This window comes from Candidatus Uabimicrobium helgolandensis, assembly GCF_041508025.1.
GTDB lineage: Bacteria > Planctomycetota > Uabimicrobiia > Uabimicrobiales > Uabimicrobiaceae > Uabimicrobium > Uabimicrobium helgolandensis.
The window spans coordinates 5,591,753-5,617,108 of sequence record NZ_CP165719.1 but is presented as its reverse complement, the minus strand read 5'-3'; the positions used below and the strand labels follow the sequence as shown (position 1 = coordinate 5,617,108).

The 25,356-nt window shown below is 36.4% G+C and carries 10 protein-coding genes; 4 read left to right on the top strand and 6 right to left on the bottom strand.

The annotated features are described in order from the left end of the window. Nucleotides 1-26 precede the first annotated feature (26 nt). From UABHE_RS20685 to UABHE_RS20670, 4 genes are all read left to right on the top strand, one after another. Entirely contained in the window at nt 27-659 is a 633-nt protein-coding gene (locus tag UABHE_RS20685) for an IS607 family transposase (protein ID WP_372365176.1), read from the top strand. Beyond that, complete coding sequence (locus UABHE_RS20680) at nt 589-2,220, top strand: zinc ribbon domain-containing protein (protein WP_372365174.1); 1,632 nt, start codon at nt 589-591, stop codon at nt 2,218-2,220. The genes UABHE_RS20685 and UABHE_RS20680 overlap by 71 nt, the downstream gene beginning before the upstream one ends. A 359-nt stretch (nt 2,221-2,579) precedes the next feature. Beyond that, the gene (locus UABHE_RS20675) at nt 2,580-3,104 is read left to right on the top strand and encodes a GNAT family N-acetyltransferase (RefSeq protein ID WP_372365172.1); all 525 of its coding nucleotides are present in this window, start codon (nt 2,580-2,582) and stop codon (nt 3,102-3,104) included. 138 nt (nt 3,105-3,242) lie between these two features. Then, complete coding sequence (locus UABHE_RS20670; protein WP_372365170.1) at nt 3,243-3,512, top strand: hypothetical protein; 270 nt, start codon at nt 3,243-3,245, stop codon at nt 3,510-3,512. 87 nt (nt 3,513-3,599) lie between these two features. Here UABHE_RS20670 and UABHE_RS20665 read toward each other — a convergent pair whose 3' ends face one another. From UABHE_RS20665 to UABHE_RS20640, 6 genes are all read right to left on the bottom strand, one after another. Then, nucleotides 3,600-5,648 carry a protein kinase gene (locus UABHE_RS20665; protein ID WP_372365169.1) on the bottom strand — a complete coding sequence of 683 codons (2,049 nt, stop codon included), beginning with the start codon at nt 5,646-5,648 and terminating at the stop codon, nt 3,600-3,602. 419 nt (nt 5,649-6,067) lie between these two features. Continuing rightward, nucleotides 6,068-6,439, bottom strand: coding sequence for a hypothetical protein (locus UABHE_RS20660; protein ID WP_372365167.1), 372 nt, complete (start codon nt 6,437-6,439; stop codon nt 6,068-6,070). Nucleotides 6,440-6,780: 341 nt separating this feature from the next. Then, nucleotides 6,781-8,112, bottom strand: coding sequence for a serine/threonine protein kinase (locus UABHE_RS20655; protein ID WP_372365166.1), 1,332 nt, complete (start codon nt 8,110-8,112; stop codon nt 6,781-6,783). A gap of 276 nt (nt 8,113-8,388) precedes the next feature. After that, entirely contained in the window at nt 8,389-8,613 is a 225-nt protein-coding gene (locus UABHE_RS20650; protein WP_372365164.1) for a glutathione S-transferase N-terminal domain-containing protein, read from the bottom strand. A gap of 256 nt (nt 8,614-8,869) precedes the next feature. Continuing rightward, a complete protein-coding gene (locus UABHE_RS20645; protein ID WP_372365162.1) occupies nt 8,870-16,162 on the bottom strand; it encodes a SpvB/TcaC N-terminal domain-containing protein in 7,293 nt (2,430 codons plus the stop codon). Continuing rightward, a complete protein-coding gene (locus UABHE_RS20640; protein ID WP_372365161.1) occupies nt 16,152-25,163 on the bottom strand; it encodes a LamG-like jellyroll fold domain-containing protein in 9,012 nt (3,003 codons plus the stop codon). Before UABHE_RS20640 ends, UABHE_RS20645 begins: the two co-directional genes overlap by 11 nt. Between the last annotated feature and the right edge of the window lie 193 nt (nt 25,164-25,356).

The window sequence follows — 25,356 nt, the reverse complement described above, 5'->3', positions numbered from 1 at the left end:
AAATTACTGTGTCAGGAAGAAATAAAATGACATGGATAAGTATTGGGAAAGTAGCAGAGTTTTTTGGTGTAACAACACAGTCAATTCGCGATTGGACAAAACAGGGGAGATTAGAAGCAATACGGACATTAGGTGGACATAGAAGATACAAGCTGGAAGGCATAGAAAAAAAGCTTGGTATTGAAAACGAAAATAAAAAAACAATACTATATTCAAGAGTAAGTGCGCATGATCAAAAAGAAGACTTAGTGAGGCAAAAACAAGAGCTAAAGAATTATAGTGAAAAACACAAAACATCAAATGTAGTAGAAATATCAGAAATAGGATCTGGATTAAATTACGAAAAACGAGGTCTAAAAAAGTTACTAAGCTTAATACTAAATGATAATGTAAAGCAAGTGGTGGTATCTTATAAAGATAGGTTAATGCGCTTTGCAACACAAATATTAGAACAAGTTTGTACAGCGAAAAATGTAGAACTAGTAGTGCTAAATGAAAGACCAGAGAAAAAATTTGAAGAAGTAGTTGTAGAAGATGTTTTGTCAGTGTTAACGGTATATTGCGCAAAAATCTATGGACGGCGTTCGCATGAGCGAAGAAAAAAAAGACAAAATAAAAAACGGACAAGTACTGGCGTTTCCAATTCCAATAAAGAATAAGGAAGTAGCCGAAAAATTACGCGAAACATTGGCTTATGTACAAGAAAAAGCGAATGAGTACTTGGAGTTTGCGCACAAAAACAAGTTGTATAGTGTATTTGATGGAAATAACAGCAAGTATTCATACAAGGTGTTAGAGCCGATATTTGTAAAGTTATACAAAAAAAGTAAAATGCCAAGTCGAATCAATCGTGGGGTGCTGGAGATTGTTGGTCGAACGATGCGCCAAGTACGAGATCGCATGCGAGTATTTAATCTGCTGATGAAAGAAACAAATGATCCGAAGAAGTGGACAAACAAACTACTCATTAAAAACGAAATATTCGAAAAAGCACATTATGTCAAAAACATCAGAGAGCAAGTAATCAATTATAAACGTAAACATCGAAATATTCCTGAAGATTTTTACGCTTTACAGAAACCGCCGAAAGTAAAGAAGAAAATACTGACTTATGCGCCTGATGATGGACAAGCGATAAAACTAACTAAAAACGAAGACAAAATAAAACTCAGTTTCAAAGTGATAGATCGCTGTGGTAAACAAATAAAATGGCGTTGGTTAGAAACAAGTATAAAATTTCCCTCTTTTCTCGAAGAAAAACAAATAACATCTCCCGATCTTCGCTTTGATTGTGTTCATGGTGATTATTTGCCAATTCTTGACTTTAAAATCACTGTCGAAAAACCTAAAAAACAAAAAAGCGAAAATTTTATTACCATTGATTGGGGAGTACGTAAACTTCTTACTCTTTGTGTTTTTAATAACAAAGGCGAACAACTTTCGCAGCCATATTTTGCTAATTTTTGTGGGATACAAAGTAAATTACAACGAATTTACAAAGATATTGATCACTGGAAAAGCAAGCGCGATAAGCTTCTTCACAAAGATTCGTTATTCAAAAAATGTAATAGAGAAATTGCCAAAAGATGGAATAAAATTTCATTGATTAACAAAGAAATCTCACACACAGCCGCGAACATCATTGTCTTTTTTGCCAAACACTACAATTGCTCAAAAATCTATTATGAAAACCTAAAATCACTTAAATCTCGTGGTTACTCTCGTAATAAAAATCATCAAATAAACACCACTGTCCGCCAAAAAATTATTACTCTGACTGATTATAAAGCGAGTCTGTGTGGTTATTCTTTACAAAAGCCTATTCATCCAGCAGGTACCAGCTCCATTTGCCCAAAATGTTCGCACAAAGGGCAACACTTTTCATCTTCTGATAACCACAAAAAACAACACAAATCTCTTCCTTGGTTTTATTGTCCAAATTGCACATTCTCCGCTGATCGTGATTATGTCGCGTGCTTGAATATTGCTCGGAAAGCCATTTTTAAAAAGAATCTCAAAAAATGTACAAAAACAGTCGTCTATAAGAAGACTCGTTTGCCTGATTCACTGTTCCGTCAGGACGCCTTTGCTACAACCCATTGCAAAGGTCACATTTATTATTTGAAGGGCTGGATACATTCTGTTTCCCTCTCTTCCAAAGTCGTACAAAAGAGTTTTAATTCTTTTAAAGGTACTATCTTTGGAATCCTTCGCGTATGAATGTTATCCACTACTTTGGATTTTTTAGTTTAAAGAGGAACGGTTCTGTTGACATTTGGAAAAACAGACTTTGACACAATAGCCCGAAGGGCTTAACATGATTAGCCCCAGGTGCAACCTGGAGGTTATGATAATAGAAACAACAAACCCCCTGAGGGGTGAAACATTGTTCGACCGCCTTCGGGGTCGTAGACTGCTATAATACATATACCGTGGGCTTCGCCGCACGGCTAAATATATTTTTCCCTTCCAGGGAAATTTGAAATGTCAACAGAACCTAGCAAAAAATGTTTATAGAACATACTCTTTTCCTTTTGTTGGTTTTGTAAGACCAAACTTTTTTATAGAAAACATTTGTTATGCATTATAAAAAACTATTTTCAAAACATTTGTTATTGCGTAAATTTCACAAAGGTGATATCGATTTTATATTTAAACATTTTTCAGATGCTAATGTCACTAGATTTCTTTACGATCAGGAGCCCTTAAAAAGTATAGAAGAGGCAAGTAAACTTCTTTCTTGGGTTATGGATTTTGATTCTCAAGATCATATACGCTGGTGTATTACTCTAAAAGATATTCCTATTGGTACTTGTGGTTTTCACTTATATGATGCCGAAATGAAAAGTGCAGAGATTGGTTATGATTTAGCTTATCAACATTGGAATAAAGGATACATGACTGAGGCTTTAAATGTTGTGCTTCACCATGCAAAACAAAATTTACAACTGCATACTGTAAATGCTTGTGTTGCTACAGACAATACTTTTTCGCAAAAGCTTTTACAAAAATTGAAGTTTGTCTTAGTAAAGACAGATCCTAACAAACATTTATATCGCGGAAAATATTACCCACACCATATATATTCGTTGGTACTGAAATGATACTTGCCAAATGTATTTTATTGTCTTCTAGTAAGAATATTTGTATTGCTTTGTGTCTTATCCGACAAGAAGATAGGCCCTAGGTTCTCCGTTTCGATCTGGCCGGGGCAGTCCAGAGTTAACTGCCCCAATTTGTTGATGAAAGAATTAGACGTTTTTTGCATACCAGCAATTTTACTAGACGCTTTATGGCGCTTCGGTATCGTCCACAAAGATAAAGATGATATTCCTGTGCCAGAAATGGGAGGGAGTATGTTCGTCGCTCCTATCACAGATCGCGAGCTGCCCAAATTGCAGTTACAAGGAAGTAATCCCACTGTCAAAAATAAAAGTCTTTTATATATAGTTAGGATTGAGTTGATGAACTCGACTTCATCAGGAATCCGTAAAAACAAAGAAATCCAATAAAGATTAGCAGTCTAAAATTTAGAGTTGCAAGTCACTATGACTTCAGCAAAAAAATTACGACTTTACAAATTTTAAATTCATCTTTGATTATTTCTTTTCTAAAACCTTCATTTTACGCAAAAATTTCTCCGCTTCCTTATCATTACCAAGTGCTTTACAACAAATATTCAAGTGGTAATAAGTCGTAGCGTTGTTTGAATCTATTTCGCAAGATTTGAGTAAATCCCTATAAGATTTCACAAATTGATTTTTTTTGTAATACAAAACTCCACGATGTAAATAAGCCTGTGCATTCCGATGATCTTTCTTTATCACAAATGTAAAATCGTTGTGTGCTTCTTCAAATAATCTAAGAAAGCGATAGCGTAAAATTCCACGTTGAACATAGGCATTGTAAAGCTTAGGGTTCATTGAAATTGCTGTCTCAAAATCGGACTTTGCCATACGAAACTTTTCTAACAGTATATAGACAGCTCCCCTATTGAAATAGGATTGAGAGCTTTGCCGATTTTGCTCTATTTCTCGCGTAAAACTTTTAATAGCTAGGTCCAATTTTCCCTGCATTCTAAATGTTAGACCCTTCCAGTAATGGGCATTGCGATGTTTAGAAAAAATACGCAGCGTTTGATCGAAATCTTTTATCGCCTCGTTATATTTCTTAAGATTGTAATAAATACGTCCGCGACCATAATAAGCATGATGGTACGCAGGATTGACTTCAATTGTTTTTGTGTAGTCTAACAATGCCTTCTCTTTTTCAGAATCAAAATAGAGTTCTGCGCGGCGAAAGTACGCTAAATATCGCCGGGGATCTATCGTAATTGCCTTCTTATAGTCGTCGAGAGCTTCTTTCTTACGTCCTATTTTTTGGTAGGTTTTTCCTCTATTGGTATATAAAAAATAATGCGGTTGATGTTGAATCGCGACACTATAATCCTCAATTGCTTGTATAAGATCTTCGTTGCGACGACTTTCAGAAAGTATATTTCCACGTAATCCTCTATATTTCTCTCCGACCTGTAATGAAACTGACTGGCTAAATATTTTATGCACAGGTTTTAGAAAATTCGGATCGTAAAAAAAATCCATATTTCTTTTTGAAGCATATAACAAAGAGTCAAGCATCGCATTATTTAAAAGTTCGAGTTCTTTAGAAGTACGATCTGATTTGTTAAGCGCATGTATTGTAATTACAAGAGATGCAATGAGAACGAAGAAAGTAAATATAAGGCTGGTACATACAATTCGATGACGATTCACAAATTTACAAAACGCATCCCAACTAGTGTATTTTTTAGCAGTAATTGGTTTATTGAGTTTAAAGTTTCTGAACTCATGCCCTAACTCCGAAAAACTGTCGTATCTTTTGCGAACGTTTTTCTGCAAACATTTGATACAAATCGCTTCAAGATAAGGAGAAATCTTAGGACAAATACGCCGCGGAGGGATAAAATTATTGCGAATGATTTGATAGCATAAATTCATCTGACTGTCTCCCTCGTAAACGGTTCGATAAGTCAGTGCTTCGTAAAGCGTTGCCCCTACAGAATAAATATCACTCTTAAAAGTAGCTTTGCCCAAGACCTGTTCAGGAGCCATATAATGCATTGTACCAACAATACGGCCACTCTTAGATAAACTTTGCTTATTGTCTTGTTTAGCAACACCAAAATCCATGATTTTTACTGCACCACTGTTATCAATCATAATGTTAGAAGGCTTTATATCGCGATGAATAACACCTTGTTTATGAGAATAATCCAAAGCCTGACACACCGTAATCATTGCATTGATCAACCACAACGATTTTACTTGATAGTTTTCTATAGATTCCGCAAGAGTATGGCCATCTACATACTCCATAGTAAAGTACAATTTAGGAGCTGTAGCAAACTCATAAAAGCGCACAATATTAGGATGGTTCAAGCGCGCCAAAGTCTTCACTTCTTGAGAAAATTGTTTCAAATCTTTTTCAGAGAATCCCTGTTTAGTAATCAATTTTAAAGCAACATAGATATCATATTGAGTGTCATAAGCCTTATATACAACCCCCATACCTCCTCGACCCAGTTCCTTCTCAATCCTATATTTACCAAAATTGACATTACCAGTAGGTAAATTGTCTCGCTTATCCATTTTCAATCTCTCAAATAAATTAGAAAACGCTATAAATAAAATGTCAAGATTAGCCATTTCGCTAACACGTAATCCTTATAATGGTAACGGAAAATACAACCCAAAAAGCAGCGTAAATAAGATATAATACAGTGCTAAAAAGGAGGAGTAAATAGAAATGGCGAGAAAGTGAAATAGTTACAGTAAATAGTTACAGTAAAGAGTTCAAAGCCAAAGTAGCACTGGAAGCCCTAAAAGAAGAAAAAACGCTGTAAGAACTAAGTAATAAATATAACGTGTTAACGATATTAATCTCAAGGTGGAAAAAGCAAGCTAAAGAGAGTATGGCGAGCGTTTTCCAAAAAAAATCCTGGTACCAGACTTATCTTTTATTTGAGTCTGTCACTTAGAAATTTGCAGGAGTTTCTTACTAACACCCCTTATTTTTTGTTAAATAGATTTTCTATTTCATTTTTATGCTCAAAAAAACTACCTGTTTCGGATTTTGAAACATTTACTTTGCGAATTTGTTCTTCAAAAGCCTTTTGGCTTACGAAGTATGGTTGATTAACCGCAATAATTGATCCAGCCGACGAAAAATAAACTTTTTTCCAGTCAGGTGTAAAGTTACAACTAGAGTATTTTAGATATCCCTTATATATTTTGAAAAGATCGTTCCGGGTGTTACTTTCTAGACTGTAAGTATCTATATCCCAAATATATACATCATTATTTGTAAAGATAGCAATATAGTCCCCTTTAGGATGAAACGAAAGCTTTAATGGTTTCCCATAAACTTTAAAACTCATCATGGATTCTTTATCTTTAAAATTTTGATATATCCGAACATATCCATATTCATCAGCAATAGCAAATCTCTGTGTTTCATTGTGAAAAAGGCCTTTTCCATATTAACCAATTTTCGTTGAGGTCCTTTTGGACTATATACTTGCCCCTTCTAGAAGAAAATGCGCGCGTAGAGCTTTCTATAAGAGAAAAGCTTTTTCGTATAGGAAAATTTGGTAGAAGAGAAAACTTCAGGTGATTATTTAAACGTCGATAGTAACGCTTATTTTCTTGAAGATATTTTTCTTTGTTAGAGAACCATTGCTTTTTACTCTTTAAAAAGATATTTCTTTTATTTTGGTTCTTTTTAGATCTGGGCATAAGCGAAGCGATTTTTTTCGTATTCGCTGTGTAGTTTACCTTCGGTTTTTATTTTTTTTTCAAGATCTTCATATTTTTTCAGTACAGATAAATGAAAAAATTGGTCTTGCCTCCGAGAAGAAAAATATTTATTCATAGTATCTTTACTTCTTTTTCGAAGTTCGTTATTTGCGTAAAAAATTTCTTCCGAGCTCGAAATCTCCTGACTTTGTCTCAGTTTCTTTTCTTTTTCTAGTGACCAGAAGTAACTAAAGGAAATACAAAACATTATACAAGATGTTAGTGATATCGCCACATAGTGCTCTTTCACAAATTTTATACTTTTTCGCCATTTTGTCGGAGGTTTTAAACGTATTAGATCTCCGTTTAAATAAAGCTGTATTTCTTCATGCAAAAACTCCACGGATGAAATTCTTTTCTCTGGTTGTTTCTCAAGTGCTTTCATGCAGATGGTCTCAAGAGGACCTTCTTTTGGAATAGATGTGTTAAGGCGAGAAGGATGGATAGGTTCTGATGTCATTAATTGATATAACAGTTCTATGCGATTTTCTCCATCAAAAGGAACCCGCCCTGTTAACATTTCATATAGTATCACGCCTAATGCGTAAACGTCTACTTGCTCTGTACCTTTTTTAGCGCGAGCAATTTCAGGGGCCATGTACTTTAAACTCCCAAAAATTTCACCTGTTTTTGTTAAGTTATCTTCTTCTTTTATATTTTTAGCTAATCCGAAATCTACAATAACAGGCTCACCATTATCACGAACCAAAATATTCTCAGGTTTTAAGTCGCGATGTAATATATTTTGGTCATGAGCATACTGAATCGCGGCGCATATTTTCTTGAATAATTGTAGTTTTTCCTCTATAGATAATGTGACGGTATATCGATTTAAAGGTAGTCCTTCAACGTAATCCATGACAAAAAAGTGACAAGGAGTTTCACATATATCGTATATGCGAATAATGTTAGGGTGCTGGATTTTTGCTACGGCTTTTGCTTCTGATTGGAAACGTTTTATACTATTATCATTGTGGTCTAAAACTACTTTTAGAGCACATTTTCTTTGTAAATTTGGATCATATGCAAGATAAACAACTCCCATTCCTCCACGACCAAGTTCATTAATAATTCGGTACTTACCAATGCTTTTTTGTTGATTTTGTTTCCAATTTTCAACACTAATCCATATTTTTTTGTCTTGGGATATCTGATAATTTTGATTTATCTTCCCTTGAAGAATATAATACTGTAAGATTTCTTCTGTATATGGTCCAAAAACACTTTTGTCTTTTTGAGATTGAACAAACCAAGCCATTTTATTCCCCACCATTTTTTGTAAAATTTTCAACCTGATATGACGCTTCATCATTTATTTTCTGAATATTCTATTCACTATGTTCTAAATTTTCAAGTTCATCTGACCCCAAAATGCAAGTATTTATGGCATATACGGCGAATTTTTGCAAAAATTTCTCAAAATGATATTAACTCTCAAGCTTTTATTATTGCGGCTTAGAAGCCGCACACTAAATCTCGGTTAAGCTTAACTGAATGGCATTCAAGTCTGACACTCTCTTTTCGAAACTTTTATCTAAAAAAGCAATGATATCATCGCTTTCATATTGCCATTAGGATGCTTGAGACAAGGAACCATCTTTTTCCTACCACCTTTTACTAGTTCTCTTCCATATTTGGGAATCCATCTATTACGCGTTTCTATGTGTAGCCCTCTTTTTTTTATTGCTATGAGTACTTTCCAGCAAAAAGGGCACATCGGACGAATGTAAAGAATATAACCGCTTAATTTTTTTGACATCGCAAACTCCTTTTAAATTTACATACAATAAAAAATGAAATATCAAAAGCAAAGAAAGAGAAAGCAGTCGAGCCTTGCGATCTTAATTTCGATGTGATAAAGTTCATGACACACTAAGTCCGACACTCTTTTTAATATTGCACAACTATTTGCTACTACTTGAAAAGCGCAAAATTCCCTAGTGAAACTGCTCTATTCTTTGTAGTACTCTTTTATTTATAACTGCTACCATTGTGTAATCTGTAGAACGCTCTCTCTAGCTATTCTTATCAAGTTTCAAAGCTACATCGCTTGAGTAACCTCCAAAATTTTCACTGTCACTCTCTGAATCGCTATTTGTTTGCCATGGAAATGTCACTCCATCTTCTTCGAAATTCTCAGTAAGAGCAGTAAGGATTTTATCTAATATAGCTCTTTCTTCCTTAAGATCGCCCATATCTTCAATTGACATATTACTGGCTTTACTAGGCCATTCAGCCCCGACGGTTATCTTTCCACCTTGTACTTTACGTTTAAATTCTGAAGATTCATGCATTTGATAAAGCGTACAACAATAGCATGGTCGCATTGTACCATGGATGTGACCAATTAACTCAGGGTATTCATCTGCTATTTTTGTTTCTCCATGTTGCCCTTCTTTTCCAGTTATTATTTCCAATTCGATCTTTTCATATTCTTCAGATAGTTTCGCTAATTTTTTTGCATGTCGTCCAATTTTACCGTTTTTGGGTGTTTTTTCTGCCAGCTCTTTTATATCTTTTAAGGTTCTTAAATGTTGGTTTATCAAGATTCCTTCTTTGTTTGATGCTATTGTTATCTTTTTCTCTTGAAAGTTGATAGCTGCTTGAACTTCTGTCACTTTATAGTTAGCATTCAATACTGATGCAATGTGTCTAGGAAGCTGTTCTTCAGTTGTCATTTTTCTTTTTGAGCGCATATAACCACGGCTTACTACCCACTTTGTTTTTTTTATAGTCTTATCATATGCTTCTCCTTCCTTTAATCTCAGGTTTACTCTGCTTTGGTTTCCTCCAAATGCGTGAGTTTCGACATCGCCATCATATCCAGAATCTGAATTTGAACATTCTCTTTTGTTATGTCCTTTTTGCTGACAAATGCTACACTTTTGCTGCGATTTCTTTTTTCCCATTCCTCCTATATCCTGATAGCCAATTGGATTACCACCGACAAAAGCATACAAGTTTAGACCGTCAACTGTTCTTGCAGGATCTGGATTAATCCAGCGTCCTAGCCAACATGGATAGTACCGCATCCCATAGTAATAAAGCCCTGTAAGCTCGTCCTGTTCTTTTCCAGAATAGCAATACTCCTTTGTTTTCACATCTATAGCATTATTACCTAAACGAAAAGCCGTTCTTCCATAGGGAAAATATTCTTCATAACTAATGACTGAGCCATTTTCATCCACTTCCAAGTTGACCGATTTACTGTCATTACTTAATTGGTAACGATATTTTTTTGTAGAAATATCATTTGTCTCTCGTTGTAATTCGTCTTGGTTCCAGCTATGCACTAGACATACCCTTGTTTTAGTAGCAATGTTCAAACTTTCTCGTTGTAAAATAAGTCCTTGCTCGCTATATACTTTTTTACATTCATAAGTTCCAAGATAAATTTTATCTTCGGTCTCAGTGATCTCATTGTCGATACTAATAACACGCGTTGTTCTCTTGAGAATTCTATTACCACCGGCATCGTAGAGATAACTTTGGCTGTCGTTATTACCAGAATACCGCGTAATAACATTTATTTGAGCAATGTTATCGCGATAATTCCAAATAATGTCGCACGAATTGCCAAAACTTTGTGCGTTTCCGTTGGCATCATAGCTATAGCCGACAGTCTGTGTATTTGAAGAGCTCCCAATAGTCGTTTGCGTTAAGCGGTTGGAATCTGTTGCAATTGCTAGATTTCGGGTAAAAGATTTGGCATTGGATTGCACAACATGACTCAAAGTTTTCAAATTTCCCGCATCGTCGTATTGATAAGTTTCTGTATAGTTTTCTAACTGTTGTCCATTGTTGATATTTTCTTGACCCAAGAGGTTCTTTAAACTATCTGTTTTTTTCTGTGCATTTACGAAAGCTCCTTGTAACGCCGGATGTTGCCTACCAGTTGCTTGGATTAAGCGATAGAGACCATCATAAGTATAGTCGCTACAAGCATCTACTTTCGAATTGTTAGAAAATACAGTTGCTTCGGTATTGTTTTCTAAAAGTGTCATGTGACCCATCGGATCGTATGTGTAGGATAAACTTTGCACAGGAACACCGTCTTTTTCACTAATCAGATGTGCAAGTTTTTGGGTAGTGGGTTCATAGTGATAATAGCTAGTAATGCCATTGCCATATTCTATTTGTATCGACTGACCATTAGCATCGTATTGTACATTACTAACAAAAGTCTGCATCGGGATTTGTGTAGGATCTATTTGTTTTGTTGTATCAATAGTTGCTTGTAATGCTGCTTGGACAGATGTAATTTGCCCAGTGAGGTTATAGCTAGTGTATTGAATACTATTGTCAGGGGTAATATTTGCAATTGTTTGTCCCAAGGCATTGTATATTACCCTACTGGTAAAATATTGTTGGCTGTCAATATCATTTTGCGCACTAGATGTCCAGTTAGCTTCTACGTTAATATCATCTCTAATATATTGAGCACTGGCAATTGTTTTGCCTTGTAATTCGTATAATTTTGCTATTTTTAATCCTGCCTGGTCATAGTATTTGTATACTTGTCCTATTAGATTATTTTCTATGGCATTTTCTTGTTCTTCACCATATATAATGAGCTCAGGAACAATTGGTTGAGGAAAGTAATTCAAATTTTCTATGCCAGACTCATCTCCACCAACAACTTGTTTTTGTGTAGGACGTTGTAAGCGATCGTAACTTTTGGTGATGTGAAAATTCCTGGTGTTCCAAGTATGTATCTGATTGCCAAAAATATCAACTAAAGTCCAATTTTTTCCAGCATCTACACTGTCTGTGTAGATTTTATTTCCCATAATGTCATAAACATAGTGGAAATTATATTGTTCGCTTTCATTTTGAAACAAACGTGGGTCGACGGCAAAAATTTCTCGTCCTTGGATATCCAATGTGAAAAGTGTTGTCAGTAAGGATTCTTGGAGGTTATCTTGCAGTGTGCGAACAGTTTGTCCCAAGTTGTCTAAAATTGCGGTGGTTGGTGTATCACAAAAAACAGTTGCTTTGTCGAGAGCGCTTTTTTCATTGTCTAAGTATTTCTTCTGCGCTTGTTGTTTTTGATTTGGCTGTGTGGGAAAGGTGGACATAAATTCGTTGTATTTTTGCATAAAGTTTTGAAAATAGAACGAGCTAGTTACTGTATCGTTGTAATCATAAGAAGATACTTGCCACGGTGAAAACTCTACTTTTGAGAAAAAGCCTTTCGGGCTATCAGAACGCACTACGCGTCCTAAAGAATCGTAATGCAAGATACTTGGAGGAATAAATGAGGTATCATTTTGAATCTCACTTTGATTCTCATAATTCGGATTATCGGAATAATAAGGAAGATATTGCTGGGTAGCTGCTCCTTTATTGTTATAAACAGTGCGTCCACTGACAATCCATTTTGATTCTTGTAATGCCTTGGTTTCTAGCGCGTTCCCTGTACCATCGTGGTAAGCTACGGCTATTTGTATCGGGCTCTGCCCATTTTGTGGTAATTGATAAACGTGGAACTGGCGCGTTAAACTTACAGCACAAATAGGTTGCTGATGTAACTGCCACGCAAAAAGATCGTAAAAAAAGTAAGTGGTGGCATTTTGCAAATATTTTTGCGGTTCAGAAATCACTTCGTTAAAACTAGCAGCAATTATGTTATAACTACTTAAAGGGTAATCACCTGCTGGCTTTCCAGCAACTGTACCGTATGAACTTGTGGCGATAACCATACCTAAGCAGTCAAACAGCACTTCACTGGTATTTTGGTTTGCGTCTGTAATTTGCCATGGACTCATTACGCGATAGTCATTTACTACTAGTTGTTCAATTGTGATGTCATCACTCAATACTTGTGAGATAGAAGTAGCTAGTAGAAAATAAGAGTCGTAGTTTATTATTGTGCACGGATTGAGGTGACTTGCAGCATCAACACCATCAAAAGCGCCATCCGTTTGTGATGGCAAGTAAAAACTATCAGTATTGTTGTAGTATTGGATCAAACCACGGTTCCACCACAAATCACCATCTAACATATATCCACAGTCGTTATTGAGCATTTCATCAGTGACCTTAGAGGCAAACACTTCGGTAATCATATCTGTGGTAATCGTTGCTTGTTCCGTATGATGAAGCAGTGCCTGAGTAGAGATTTCTCCCAAAGCAAGCGCCGCATCTTGGTTATCATTCCAGAAATATGAACGATTCCACGATAATAAACGACTCCACGGCCCATCAGGTGCTGTGTGTCCAAGCACATCATCTATATTGATAGGATTTTGTAGTGCTGTAACAGCTGCATGTTCTAGTTGTTCGAAGAATCCAATACTATCTTCAGGAATAGACAATCCACCTATCTGGTAATTTTTACTTTGGTAAGCAACGCCTAATAAACGATATGGCTCGGCTGTAGTTTGCAAGTGATTGATGTACGATGTTTCTGTCAACACTGCTTTTAGCTTTGTTTGCTCTGGGTATACATTTTGCGCATTGCTGCGACGAGGATAAGAAACAGTTATATTACTTTTGACATTTCCGTACCCATCTACTTCAAGAGTAACTTGCTGTGAAACACGTGGATCACTAGGATCTCGTTCGTAATGGTATTCCAATACTTGTTGTGTGTAGCTCATAAAAACAGCGTATAAGTTTTGTTGCCGCGGCTGCAACATACGCACTTTAGTCGTGGTTTCCGATACAGAGTAAGGGTTTTTGGCAACTTCTGAGTCGTCAAGACCATAGATTTCTTGGCGCAAAAGTTGCCCTTCAAGTGCAACATAAGCCTGACGTACCACTTCTCCACCTTGGCCGAAAATTTCACTAGAGAATATTTGTCCTGGAGCAATAACAGCTTTATCATCTTCTTGCCAATATTCTTCGCGATACTGTGCTAATGTTGCTGGCGACTCAATAAAATTTCCGGTGTGATACCACGATTTAGTATACACAGGAGGAACATGAAGCTCTGTGTTTAACGCATTTGAGATATTCGTTTTTCCGATCGAAAACTCTTCATAGTGTTCTGTGTCCCAACTTTCAATAAAGCCAAAACCACGAAACTCTCTTTCTTCGGGATCATAGTAGCCATCATGGTAGCGATATTTACTAACATATTTCGCTTGGGTAGTTTCATCATAATTCTCTATTTTTTCTACTATATGCATCGGAAAAAACAATTTTGTTGGCCATGTTCGTCCATCACGTTTATCTTTAAGATATTGTTTTACAGTTGTAGAGTAAGTAAGTGAGGTTGATAATCCTTGATTGTTATTAATGTTATTGAGCAAGTAAGGTTTACTATTGTTGCAAAAGTCGTAGTAAAAATGTACAACATTCGGTTCTAAACGCGTCAAAACCAAACAACTCGTGCCATTGCCTAAAACATCACAAAAATTGATTTGCGATAAGTTGTCAAAAGGAGCTGGCAGTTGTATACGTACAGCTTTGCTAAAACTATTGCCACTTCTATTGAAATAGATATGCATGCAGTCGTTATTAACATAGACTAAATCTGTTGTACCAGAACCATCAATATCGCTAAGAAATAGCCTTTTACTGTCAAAATCATCTCCGAAATGAGGAGCATTGGCAAAGGTTACTTTATCGCCAAAGTTACCATGACCAAGGTTCGGCCATACTTCTACCGAACCACTACGAATACGAACGCGATGCATCAAGCCATCGCCAAACATGTCAGAAAAACTTAAGAGCTGTTGTTTATATTCACTATCAACTGCTGGAAAATCGTTGTTAAGAGGTACAAGCTGCGCTTGTCCGTAACCTTCTTTTCCCAAGGAAGGATAAAACTTTAAATAGTTCTCTTGCCACACAAGAATGTCAGCACGACCATCGCCATTTAAGTCTACTTGCTGTGTTTTTTCATTTGCCATATCATAAGGACGCGAAGAAAATTCACGATATGAATCCCAATGTTCTTTCGTTATATTGCTGTAGTAACCTCCACGCTCGGTTTTATTGACAACTATATCCAATACACCATTGGCGTTTAACGAAGCAAAGTGAGTTTGCTCCGTTTGTTGTTCACTCGGAAAATGCTTTAGAGGCTGAGGAAATCCATAACATCCTTTACCTAATGGTTCCCAGTAAAGAGCTGTGCCGTCATTGATTTTCAATAAACCAGCAATGCCTTCACCATTTAAGTCAATCGTTTGGTATTGACTTGTAGCTAAGTATCCAGGAAAATTTTTTCCTCCAACTACTTGCAACTCTTCATAACGATGACCTTTAGGAGAAAATTTATTGTAAGTAAGTTCCGTTGCTGGTATTTGTTGATGAATGTAGTTACCATCGTTGTTTTTGAGAAAACCTTTTTCTATCACTTTCTTTAGAAAACTCATGCCACTTTCAATTTCGTAACCAAAACTCAAGGATTTTACTAAAAATGGCTCTCCTGAGTGTTGATCGATAAATTGATGGTAGATCAAGATGTTTTGGCACAGGCGTTGCGTACGTATTTCAAAACCACTGCGATAAGAAGAAAATGGATCTGGTCTAATATCCCATGTTTGCGGCGCAGCCTCTGGATCTGATAAATCATATTCGCCATAGTCAAAAACAACTTGAAAGGCAAAAGAATCCTCGCCTGAAATAGTGTAATTTCCATAACAAATTTTTTCGAGGTAGCGATTAGCACTTACTTCTCGGCCCACTTCAAAACATTGAGCCGCTAATCCACAGTTATCTTCTGCTTTATATTGATAGGTAACGCGATTTCCTTTACTGTCATATATCTCTTCGAGTAGCCATTCAAATATATGTTGTGGATTTGCTGGATCAGCAATACGACTGTTTGCGCTTTTGCCATAAACGTGGGTAATATTGTCAGCGCTAAGAACCATCCAGAATGATTCATATGTAGTGAGATTTATACAATATTCTATAGAGCTAAAAGAGCCTTCGTGGCGTGAGCAGTATTTTCTACTCTGCCATTGTTGGTTGTCGATTTCTTTGTTATGAACAATTTTTTGCCATTGACCATTGTTATTTTCAAGCTTTTCGACAATACTAGCGCCAGACAGTAGAAATTGATCACTATCATCGTAACGCGGTGCGCCGTTTTTCGTTCTACGCACAATGCTATCAATGTTAATGGCAAAACCCATACCAAAGGGGCCGTTGCCACCTCCAGAGCTATAAGCAACAGTTAAACTTGGTGTCAAAGCGCGAGAAGATGGCAATGGCACAGGAATCGAAAATGAACCTGCTCCTGAAAATTGTTGCAAGGAAAAACTGTCACCTAAGCTTTCCATCGCTCCGCCGCCTTTAGGCATAGAAACAGAGGGCACTTCAATTTTTTGCGAACTTTTATTATTCTCCATTGTTGGTACTCCCCCAATCCAAGCCACCGTTATAAGGAATAATTAATACGATGTCTTGCCATAACTCGGTATTGATCGCATCTGTTTGTGCAATCAATAAACTCTGCTGTAGATTGGAAACTTGGATTTCCCATTTTGTTGGGGGACTTGCATTTTCTCCTATTGCTACAGTTTTGTTCGTGCTATTCCAGTTATTAGAGTTTAAGGTAATTGTGGGCAGGGAAATGTTTCCACTTTTTATCTGTTCGATCGTTGCTTCTGTAAAAATAGGAACTAGATAAACTTGACCACTGTTTCCTAAAGTCATTTCTGTAATATTAGGAGGAAACATCTTATTGGCAAGAGCAAAATTTAAGTTATATACTTCATTTACCGGCATAGTAGTAAAAGCGTGCCAGGCATTAGCGAAAGTTTGTTTTAAACTGAGATACTTCGACCCACTATAATTCTGTAGAGGACACACCGGATTATCTTCATCCCCAATATTGGTAGCGATCACTGTATTGCGAAAAGTACTACCACCATCATCGGCAGTGTAACTGACATCAATGATAACATCTGATATACTTTCAAAATCTATTTGATTGCTCGCTTTGGGCATATCTAAAGTCCAGCAGGAAATAGCACCTGTTCCTTCAAAAGGCAAATAGCGTTCGTCATTAAAGTTCAGTACAAATAATCCACTGTCGTCGACACCTTTTGATATCGCAATTCCCTGGTTTGAATTCCAATTGCTGCGAACACTAGCGTCTTGCGGAGTATTTCCTTCCTGTGCAGTGCCTTCTTGTAATAGACTTTTAACATCTATTTCACTAGGTTTTATTAAAACTTTATTGTAATTTTGCGTCAAAGTAGCGTGAATATTTTGGTAAGGACCAACAATTGCTGGTATCGAAATGCTGATACTTTTGATTTGGCGATTGTAGTGACCAGGAAAATCAAGATCAAAGTCTATTTCTCTCAAATCAAATGTACAATTACCACAGCATTTGAGTGTTAGCAGTGCTTGCGGGTCTAGTTGTAGTAATGAAACTGTTTTGTGAATTTCTAATTTGCGACGGTGGTTTTGTAAGTACGCTTGTTCTAGTTGATCAAGAGATAGAGATAAAGCATCGGCAGCCAGTAATCCTTGGTATTGACTATTCCATGAACTGGTGTTGATGAATTTATCGGTGTTACTCAATTCATATTGGTAAGCATTTTGTGCCATAACTGCAAGATCACATGCTAACTGATATGCTTGATTATAAAGTGTAGAAAGTTGTCCAGCCATCCATTGATATAATTCTTGGTTGGTAAATTTTGAAGTTAAATAATTTTGCACGCTTTGCGACTGTTGAATTTGCGTTTGATTGACATTGTAGTCTTGTTGTACAATTTCTAAAGCATACTGATTTGCCTCTAGTTGCGCATTGATTTCGTTGATGCTATTTGTCGCAATTTGTAGTTGTAAATTCCAATCATCGTCTCTTCTATCAAATTGCCCTACGGTTGAAAAAAGTTGCGAACTTGTTGATAAAAGATTTGCTGTTCCAGCAAATGCTCTTCCCACAGCTTCAATCGTACCGCCATAGTTCATTCCTCCATCTGCCAAGCCAAAAATATTAGGTATCATATACAAGGGAGAAGCAATGTAAGAGATTACATTACTTGCAGCCATAAATTCCATAGCAGCTTCTAGTGAGCCAAGAGATCCTTTCTCTTCAGTAGAAAGACCTTCTTCGAGCCATTGGCTGTATGTTTGTTGTTGTAGTTGCGCATTGCTTAAAGAGGCTTGTAAACTTTGTTGGGTGCACTGTAGTTGATTGATTTGGTCTGCTTTTATCTGTGTCATTAAACTGTAAATTTGCGTTTGGTTAGCGGCGTTAAGTTGCGCTAACCCCTCTGCATCCTGTTTTTCTAAAGCCGCGAGTAGAGCATTTCCGAATGAGCTGGCTTGAGCTGCTATGTTTTTAGCCTGTTGAATCAAATAGCTAAAACGATATGCTGGTATAGAAACACTCTCGCTCGATGTACTCGGAAAATTGCCATAACTCGATGCCGAGGTAACCAATGATTCTGGATTGATTGGTGGTTGGAACAAAGCCGGTTGTTCCTGTTGTCCTTGAATGTTGAGTCCATGGTGAATTTTGTATAAGCGATCGGCAATGGTCTTCTGGTAGATAGCGACTTGTCTGTTTCCAGGCACCCAAAAATAAGCGTTGTTTACACTAAGCCAATTCTGTAAAGCTCCTTGCCAGGATTCTGGCAAATTAGGATAATCAGTACTAACACTTTCGCTAGTTAAGTCTATCAAAAATGGTGGTACAGGGTCTAATGCATCATCAATATCTTGGTAAGTTACAGCAGACTCTATATCAACAACACTGATTGGTGGAAGTTTGCCGATGATTTCCTTGGCTAGAGTATACTCCAAAGTCGCTTCAGTAAGAGTTTCCCACGAATCTTCGGTAAATAGAGCATCACCATAGTTAATTAGGTTGTTAACGTAATCGAGGACGATCGTTTTTTGGTACGCCTCAGGACGTAAATGCGCTATGGCATCTGGTTGAAAAGGATCATATTCGTAAGTAAGAAGTTGTACATTATCGGTTAAAGTCATGTATTTCAATTGGTACAGACTCGGTAAAAAAGGTGCAAATTGCCAGCATTTATTGTCTGTACCAAAATGATAATCTTGGAACGAACTAAGATTTTGTTCTTGGTTGACTTGTATTGCATTGGATGTACTTCCTTGCAGTGGCCAGTAACCAACAAGCCCAACAATCTTTAATGGATCTGCTTGATAAGCTTGTTTAACTTCAGATGGGCTCAATGCCTTGCTATACAAAGCAACACCACAAATGTAACCAACAAAATAACCATCGTAGTAAGTTGGATTATCAAGACCAATCAAAAAATTGGTATCATTTTCTGCTGTCAATGGCTGATAGTAAGCATCACTCATGAAGTTTCCATTTTCGAATCCTACAAGGCTACCGTTTATATAAAGATTAGCTTGTGAGTTACTAAAAGTTATAGTGGCAAAAGTCCATTGATTTGGAGGGATTGATATATAGCTAGTGTCCGATGCAAAGTAGCTGTTAGTTGGGGCACTTTCTCCCATGGCAAGAACTAACGATTGATCATGGTAGTAAAGGGCATAGCCTATGTTCTCAGATGCGGAACAATATAGACAATAGTTTTTGCTATTATCTGTGCCCGTAGGATAAAACCACAAACTTATAGAAAATGCTTGTGTACTTTGTTTATCATTGTATGGGATTTCAATGTAGTTTGAGCCATTAAATTGAGGACGAAATGTAAGGCAATTTGGATCTTGTACAAAGTTAGGGTTTGTACAGCTTCCGTTGTTTTTAGTTTCAGATATATCATAGAATGTAGTTTGATCTAGCGACTGTACTGTATGCTCGATTGTTGGTGGAACTGTATCTTGGGGAGTCCAGTAACCAGTAATATCTTCCATTGGTAATTCGTTTGTTTGATAAATTTGTTGGATTTCCGTTGGCTTTAGAACTCTATTATAAATAGCTACATTGGTAATATATCCTATGAATTTATTGGTTTGATCATCAATGCAGCCAATAAAAAAATTGGTATCGTGTGTAGAGGTTAGAGGTTCGTAATTACTCATGTCCCAACAGTTGTTGTCCGTGCCGTTAACTGTAGCTTGAACACCGTTTATGTAAGCATAAATTGATTCTCCATCATAAACGCCTGTAAACAAAGTCCACTCTTGAGTAGGCACCACGGAGTTAACAACCATTGAGTACCATAGAGTACCACTTCCTAGCCAAAACTCCATCTGTGCTTGATTATTTTCATTAATGTGATAGTAAACGCAGAATCCCGAAAAAGAATCAGCCGAACGAGAGCAGTATACACAGTGGTAAACATCACTGTTTTCGTCTTTATTTGTTGGATATAACCATACACTAATAGAAAAAACCTCTGTACTTTGTTTATCATTGTATGGGATTTCAACATAGTTATTACCATCGAAATAAGGAGGAAAAGGAGGCTCAGGCAAGTTTTCTATTTGGGTTGGATTGAAGATATACTTATACCAAGTCTGAGCTAGAGAAAAGTTCTGTTGGGCATTTAAATTCTTGGCAATTAACCATGGAATATAGAAGAAAAGTTCCCAAAAATAGAGACCGTATGCTCCATTAAAATTCATTAGTTTTTTAGGAGGTTTTATCAGGTTGTTGTTATAAGAGTAACTAGCAAAATTATACTCTGGAAGCAATTGAGAAGACAATTGTAGCATATTGTCTATACCACCAACGAATAGAAGTTGTTGTAAATTTTCAACCACGCTGGTAGATAGACGAATACACTGATAACTAGGAGTTCCTTGTTGATTGGGAAAAGATAATTCTATTACAACTTGATCATTGCTATACGAAAGAGTCAATGCCTCTTGAGTTTGTGGAAATGAAGAGCTCATCAGCAATAAAAATGACTCTTTTGTTGTATTCGCGACTAGCCAGTTACACTGATTTTTAACCTGTTCAATGTTTACCGAAAAAAGAGGAGTAGGTTTTTGAGAAAAAAGAAACCAAAGATCTCCAGTCGAGCTACTATTTAGAACTCTCTCTTCCTTAACAAAAGAAGCGCTTAAAGTAACAACAGGAACAACGGTTGTATAATTAGAAGAGCTGCCAGTAGTGTTCGAAGAGTTGATACTAGCAGCGTTAGTCGAAGCACGCTTCAGCATATCACTAAATCGAATTTCTTCCTTGCTATCACCAACGGTGTTTGAGGATAGAGCCGTTGTACCTTGTGTAACCCAATTTCCCAAAGTCACTAAAATTTGTTCGACTTCTACTCCAGTTGCAGGTAAGTAAAACAAACGAACTTTATTCCACTCTTCACTATCTTCATAGGAACTATTTGCATCAAAACCGCACAAACAAACGTTACCAGGCATTTCTGTTTCATTATTACTAGTAACTTTGATTACATAAGACGCTAATGTTTGTGGTTGACTCCAACCTTGGCTGACCTTTTGACAAGAGTATTTAATCGTAGCAGTTGTAGCAGTCACGCTTACACTAGTACCATCACTACTAATATTCTTTTGCGTTTGCTCTACCCAAAAAACAAACAGTTTTTTGAATGCGTAAATAGGAGTAATGTATCTGGAGTTGATCGAGAGTGGTATTTGCTCCCAAGGAGTCCAACTGATGTTTGCTTCATCACTTTCATTTGTACTATTTACAATTAATCCATTGCGAAAATAAAATGTTTGGGGATCTGAATAAGTACAACCAAATAAGAATAGGTTTTTTGTTACTTGGTTTGCGCTTGCGCCTGTAAAACTTGGGATATCGATGCAGTAGCTATCAACAATCCTTAAATGAGCGATTTCACTTAACCCATTTAAATAATCGGCATAAATTTGGATTAGAGTTTTTTCATCAAGCGAGTTTTGTAGTAGTTTACTGGATAAATCTTGGAAAAGCGGGCTTTGAACTTGTCGTAGAGTTGGATCAACGTAATTTTCAGGATTTAGATAAACCTCTCGATTTGCCTGCCATACACGGTAACTACTCATCCAAGACCACCACACTGGTGGAATATTGTTTATGACTCCTGCTTCGAGATTGTTTTGTATTCTATTGATGTACAATTGTAAAGCATCTAACCCTTGCTTTAAGTAAGATATTTGTACATTACTAGCCATCTGTACATCGATCAATAAAAATTCGTATAAATCTTGTTGGTTATTGATGCCAGAGAATGTTTTTCCTAATTCCCAGATAAGTAATTCACAGAGTAAATCACGTTTTTTCTCTGCTAGAGATCCTTGTATATTTTGAGTTTGTTTCAAGTCGACATTGGCATGAGTTACTTGAGTGACCATCTGTACGGCTTGTTGAAATGTCGACCAATCATCTCCTGACAAATTATATAGCGCTCTCAAGTATAGCAAAAAAGGAATATCAACACCTAGTTTGTTGGCAATACCAAAAACTTCTGTTAGCGATAACAAACCGTTTATAGTATTGAAATATTGAGATGGGTCCTGTGGCCATATTGAGTTACCATTGCCATCTATGGCATCTTCAATGAGCTTGATTTGTTTTGAATCCCAGTGGGTTATTTGCGATAGTAATTTTACTTGGTCATTGTCAGTTGCGTCTTGCGATGAATCCAAATATTGCAGTAGCGCATTCTCTGTATCATCAAAACTATTTACTAGGTGATGAAAATCAACAACGGCAGTTATGTTATTGAGAGTTAGCTTTGTAAGTGGATTAAATACATCTATAGCAAAAGGAACAGGGTTGTCGAGAAAACTCATTGTTTCAGTAAAAGTAAGATTGAGCCACTTTACATATGCTGTACTATGGTTTAATGCGAGAAAAAACTGTTGCGTTGATGTGTTGTTTTGGATAAGAAGCTGATTTAAGTAACAGTTATTCCAAATATTATCATCGGTTCCGACAAATCTTCCGTTGTGATTATTGTCACTGGCATCAAGTATTATCGAGTAAAAGTTTCCCCGCAAATCTTGTTGTTGAAAACCTTCATTGAGTGGCCACCACGCCACTAAATTATCAGTAGTTGGTGGAGAATCAAAGGAATTCATATCTTGCTTTACTTGGTCTTGATCAAGACAGTCGCTATACATACGTATTTGTGAAAGTTTCCCGTTTAAATAGCTTCCTTGACTAGAGTCATAGCCAAAGGTTAAAGGCTTCTTATTGGAAGTAAACGAAGCATCTGCAAAATTCCCACGCGAATCACCATTTATGAAAAGGTAGATTTTTTCACCATCGTATGCAAATGCGAAGTGATACCATTCTCCACAACTTAAGCTACCAAAGTTTCCCACTTCACATGTAATGACATCATTGTCCATGTAAAGTTCGTAGCCTGAAGAACCGGATCGGCAAGAAAATATATACTGTTGCGACGAAACGTTATTTAAATAACGTTTCGTTTTATTTAAATAAAACCAACCGGTGATCGAAAACGTGTCAGATGGTAAATCGGTACTGTAAGGTACGCTAAATCCTGCATCTGTACCATTGAAGTTTGCATATGCTGGATACATTTTTTTCATAACAGCGCTAGCTGCTGTCATATCTTGTGGCGAGAGTTGATATAGGTCTGCTAAGCTTTGGATAATCAGAGAATTTTGTCGATTCCGAGTGCTATTTAGTATCTCAATTACACTATTGGAGTTTATATCTAAAAATAGATTTTGTAGATAACTTTTATTTTGCTCGGTTAAATGAGGTATTAGAACCACTCCATCTTCACTAATTACTTGCACAGCAACTAGTGTCTGAAAAATTAGCAACGATTGTGCCTTACTGATCTGCGATTGGACAAAACTTAATGGTTTTAACTGGCAGCATTGAGAAGATTTTTGTAAATTTGTGAGAAAGTGTTGTAACTTATCTTTGACAAAATTTTTGTCACTAGAAGACTCTACACTGTTGATCAAATAATCTATTTGACTAGCGGTAAGTTTCGATTTTTTTAACCACTCGCTACGCAAACAAACAACGACAAGATCGTTTAAACTTTGTATTACTGGTATTTCAATAAGCTTGAGCCATGTTAAAAAGTCGACTATTGATAGAGATAAAATTTTAGGGAGTTGGCTATAGCGATATAAAGCACTAAGGTTTTTCACAGTTAAAGGTATACTGGTTTCAACAACACCAGAAAACCCATCGTTACTTACTAGATGGTGAATGATAAGAGCTAAGTCACGGCTTGGTAATTTTAAACAACCTAACAAACTAGAAATAATCTGGCTATTTTCATCGGATGATTCTTTGTAGTCTAAGTTTAAAGGAATATCTTGATATAAAGAATTGGCATTACTAGCACCTTCGGGAAAACTTGGATGATAAGGTGCTTGGCTTTGGTCGTAAAAAAACTGTGGCTGATTGAATATTTTGTCAAACATCGCCTGAGAACGCCCACTTTTTCCCATGCCGATGGTTTTTATATCCGAGAATAAAGCACACAAAACTTCTAGTGATTGTCCATAGGTATCTTGAAGCTTTTTTATTTTGGCTAATTCATCAGTTGAGTTTGTATCCATGTCCGAAGCATTGAGTGAACACAATGTCCAATCGAGATCACTAAAAGACCACTCAAGAGATTGTGCTAAACGAATAAAACGCTGCAAACGATCTAGAGTTGCATTGTCAAGAGATTGTGGAGTACTAGTACCATCAGTAATTTGTAATAGCTCTTTACTCAAGGTTATGTATTGGAGATCATCTAGTTCCTTATTGATAAAAAGCAGGTATAAATTTTCAGAGATCTCTACATCTTTTCCTATAATTACCTCACTTTGCCGAGTATTTTGTAAAACAAGTTCTTCAAGTTGATTTGCATCCAACCCTGCTTTTTTACAGAACAGCGTTTGGCTGCTGAGTCCTTCAGTATTTTCTCCAGAATAGAGTCCATATCTATCAGCGATATCTTGGTCGCTTATATCGCTAGCAGTAGGAGTTGTAATGAGATCGTAACGCTCATTACTGAGATTTAATATCTCTTTTGCCACATCTTCAAAATCGACATATAGAGAGCTATAAATTTTAGCTAAACTTAACTGGAAAGCCTCTAAACTGTACCGAATTTCTTCTAATAATATATTGCTTGGCAGACAAAACGGATAATTGGCTGTGGTACAACAATATTGCCAAATATTTTCTTGTAAAAGTTTTTGCAATTTTTTTTGCAGTACCTGATTTACTATTTCTATATAGGGAATTTCTGTATATGTTTCCTGCTGATCTAACTTTATTTGCCATAAATCACTTCGTCTATCATTCAAAGATAAACCCTCTGCGACTTCCGATTGATCAATATATTGATCAATTAAACGCATTAAATCAACGAAATATGCCTCGGGACTTAAGACAGAAGGAGACTTCGCAGAAATTTTACTCCCTGGAGATGGAAATAATGTATGATAACTGGATATCTTATTTTCAAATGGGGTTTTACTCTGTGATGGACTCATTAATACTCCAATCATGTTAATGAATTTTCAAGTTTGTAAAATCTTGTGCAAAAAATATTACTTAATAACACAATTAAACTTAAAAAAATAAGTACTTTTTATCGCAAAATGACTATAACACCTCTTTTTTGCCTAGCTATAATAAATTCTTTATCAAAACGAAAAATTGTATCATAAGCAACTACTAATAATA

Coding starts and splice junctions, on each gene's coding strand:
- UABHE_RS20645 (WP_372365162.1), bottom strand. CDS start 16,162: ATGGAGAATAATAAAAGTTCGCAAAAAATTGAAGTGCCCTCTGTTTCT.
- UABHE_RS20665 (WP_372365169.1), bottom strand. CDS start 5,648: ATGGATAAGCGAGACAATTTACCTACTGGTAATGTCAATTTTGGTAAA.
- UABHE_RS20650 (WP_372365164.1), bottom strand. CDS start 8,613: ATGTCAAAAAAATTAAGCGGTTATATTCTTTACATTCGTCCGATGTGC.
- UABHE_RS20680 (WP_372365174.1), top strand. CDS start 589: ATGAGCGAAGAAAAAAAAGACAAAATAAAAAACGGACAAGTACTGGCG.
- UABHE_RS20685 (WP_372365176.1), top strand. CDS start 27: ATGACATGGATAAGTATTGGGAAAGTAGCAGAGTTTTTTGGTGTAACA.
- UABHE_RS20660 (WP_372365167.1), bottom strand. CDS start 6,439: ATGATGAGTTTTAAAGTTTATGGGAAACCATTAAAGCTTTCGTTTCAT.
- UABHE_RS20675 (WP_372365172.1), top strand. CDS start 2,580: ATGCATTATAAAAAACTATTTTCAAAACATTTGTTATTGCGTAAATTT.
- UABHE_RS20655 (WP_372365166.1), bottom strand. CDS start 8,112: ATGGCTTGGTTTGTTCAATCTCAAAAAGACAAAAGTGTTTTTGGACCA.
- UABHE_RS20640 (WP_372365161.1), bottom strand. CDS start 25,163: ATGAGTCCATCACAGAGTAAAACCCCATTTGAAAATAAGATATCCAGT.
- UABHE_RS20670 (WP_372365170.1), top strand. CDS start 3,243: ATGAAAGAATTAGACGTTTTTTGCATACCAGCAATTTTACTAGACGCT.